This is a genomic window from Pelomicrobium sp. (assembly GCF_036803785.1).
GTDB lineage: Bacteria > Pseudomonadota > Gammaproteobacteria > Burkholderiales > UBA6910 > Pelomicrobium.
In genome coordinates, this window is sequence record NZ_DAIRTR010000238.1 from 1 (window position 1) to 2,275 (window position 2,275).

Annotated in this window: 3 protein-coding genes; 2 read left to right on the forward strand and 1 reads right to left on the reverse strand. The window is 68.2% G+C overall.

What is annotated here, in order from left to right; genetic code table 11:
- The first annotated feature begins 253 nt into the window (after nt 1-253).
- On the forward strand, nt 254-1,045 hold the full coding sequence (locus V7Q81_RS15755; protein WP_270057835.1) for a hypothetical protein: 792 nt from the start codon (nt 254-256) through the stop codon (nt 1,043-1,045).
- Entirely contained in the window at nt 1,042-1,689 is a 648-nt protein-coding gene (locus tag V7Q81_RS15760) for a hypothetical protein (RefSeq protein WP_270057836.1), read from the forward strand. Before V7Q81_RS15755 ends, V7Q81_RS15760 begins: the two co-directional genes overlap by 4 nt.
- 125 nt (nt 1,690-1,814) lie before the next feature.
- On the opposite strand, the gene V7Q81_RS15765 is transcribed toward V7Q81_RS15760, so the two are convergent.
- A partial coding sequence (locus V7Q81_RS15765; protein ID WP_333845229.1) for a hypothetical protein occupies nt 1,815-2,275 on the reverse strand: 461 nt, incomplete at its 5' end.

Genomic DNA, 2,275 nt, shown 5'->3' on the forward strand with positions numbered 1-2,275 from the left:
GCCTACGCGCGAAATTATCGGTGGTGGCGCGAATGGGAGTTGGGAGTTGGGAGGCAGGAGGAAGAGGGCGGTCCTTCCGAACCGCGACCGGGAGGGAGCGGCGCGGTGGTGTGGCCCAGCTCGCCCGCGGAGGGACCGATGGCGGGGGTCAGCGGACGGTTTTTGCGGAAACGGGATGGACCCCTTTCGCGGGAGGGGTGGCGGTGTGGTAGTGTAGCCGACAGGAAAAATTCGACCCGAGTGGAGGTGTGCGATGTCCTTGCGCGAACGGCGCTCCATCTGGATTGCGGGTGCTGCGGTGGCCCTGGCGGTGCTCGCCGGCGGCTTTTTGGCCGGCCGGGCCGTCTTCGATGACGGGCCGGTGACGGGCGCACCACCCGAGCCACCCTCCTCACCCGCTGAGGTGACGCCCCTGCCAACGCCGTCGCCTAGCGACGAAATCGACACGAGCCGGCCTGGCTGGGCGCTCTCCTACCTCGAAGCGGACAAATTGCTCCCCCGCTACGACCAGGTGATCAACGGCATCACCGTCGGGCCCACGGCCCCGGGTGCGGAATCGGGCTTGTGCCGACCGGGCGAGGCCCGCTGGGTGCTGCTCGAAGAGGCGCAGCAGCTGGATCCCGCCCTGGCTCGGGTGCCGACGCGGCTTCCTGCCGGGGCGATCCTCGACCGGGTGATGGGCATCGCCTGCGGCGAGCACCTGATCGAGATAGATTTCACGTTCGCTATCCCGTCCGCCCCGGATGCAGCGCGGCAGATGGCCCAGGGCCGCAGTTGGTTCGATGTCGAGCACGGCGGACAACTCAGGGTGATCAAAGGACGCGCAACCAGCCCGGTCGCATCGTCCAGCATCGCTGCCGAGCGCTGGGAGGCCGGGACAGTCGCGGGGTTGCCTGCGGCCATCGGGCGGGCGGTCCTCCGCGACGAGCTGGGCGAGAGCATGGTTGTCGTTTGGGACGCCTCGCGGAACCTGCTCATATGGGTCAACGGCACCAACCGCAAGCTTCCCGAGCTGCTCGCCCTCGCCGAGGAGGCGGTGCAATGACGCGTATTTTCGTGACTCCTGCCCTCCTCCTGCTCTTCGTCGCCGGCATGGCAATCGGTGCGCTGACCGCGCCCGGCGCGGGCGCCGCGCAATACACGTACTTCCTCTACGTCAATCCCGGGGCCTCCACCAACCTGCTCACCTGCGGCTGGCACGACGTTTGCGAGCATCCCTACAACTGGGGAAACGCCCTGGACTGGGGGAACGACCCATACACGAACCGATACGTGTACTGGCGGTCGTGGGGCGTCGCCGATAGCGGGTCGGGGACGATGGCCTACGCCTCCCCTTACGACGCGAGTAGCCAGCGATGCTATGGCGCCGGCGCCCATGTTTTCGACCTTGCCTGGCAGTGGAAGGGCTCGGTTGCCTGGCTGCACACGCTGCTTTCGCCGAGCGCGCCGACCATCTCCATCGATGGGAGCTGGGCGGGCGCCTTTACGAGCGGCGGGCCGATGGGAACGACGGTCGCCAGTGAAAAGTCCATAGACTGCCGCTGGACTGCCCCCCACCTCCACCAGTACAGCACGGCGGCTGGCTGGTTCGCCAACACCGAGGTGTATCCACCGGCCCCGAGCGGTGGAACTGGCTACAACCTCTCGGCCTTCGGCAACTGGCAGAACCGCACCACCTGGACCAATTAGGTTCCACCAGTCCGACCTCCTTGGGAGGGGCATTTCGACCGCGCGGGCGCCGCCTCCCCACTGGCGGCCGGGAGAACGGCCGAGCCAGCGGCCTCCCAACTCCCGACTCCAAACTTCCGCGGGCGCTACTGCATCACGAGCTGGCCCGGCTCGCTCATGGAGATCCAGTAGACGCGGAAGGTGAAGAGCCCGCCGAAGTCGTTCAGGTAGCGCGGTTGGCCGGGCAGGTGGCTCAGCCACCGCCCGGTGGCGTTGTCGTATTCGAGGACCTGGTCGTACTTGCCAGCGATGCTAGCGAGGGCATCGGCCACGGCCCGCGCCGGCCCGGTGTAGGTGAAGTTGTTCCAGCCGGCGGCGAGCTCGATCGTTCGCCCGGGGGGCGGGTTGGGATTGAGCGAGGCGACGTTCGCGGCCGGGGCATCGACCCAGTAGGCGTCGTACTGGGCGATGACCGGGTAATCGTTCACGGCCGACGGGGCGCCGCGCACGAAGCGGCGGTACGCGCCGAGCACACCCTCCGCCTCGCTGAAGGCCCACTTCGCCGGGTCCCACCGGTAGATGGCGTTCCACGGCAGCGGCAGCGTCG

Coding starts and splice junctions, on each gene's coding strand:
- V7Q81_RS15760 (WP_270057836.1), top strand. CDS start 1,042: ATGACGCGTATTTTCGTGACTCCTGCCCTCCTCCTGCTCTTCGTCGCC.
- V7Q81_RS15755 (WP_270057835.1), top strand. CDS start 254: ATGTCCTTGCGCGAACGGCGCTCCATCTGGATTGCGGGTGCTGCGGTG.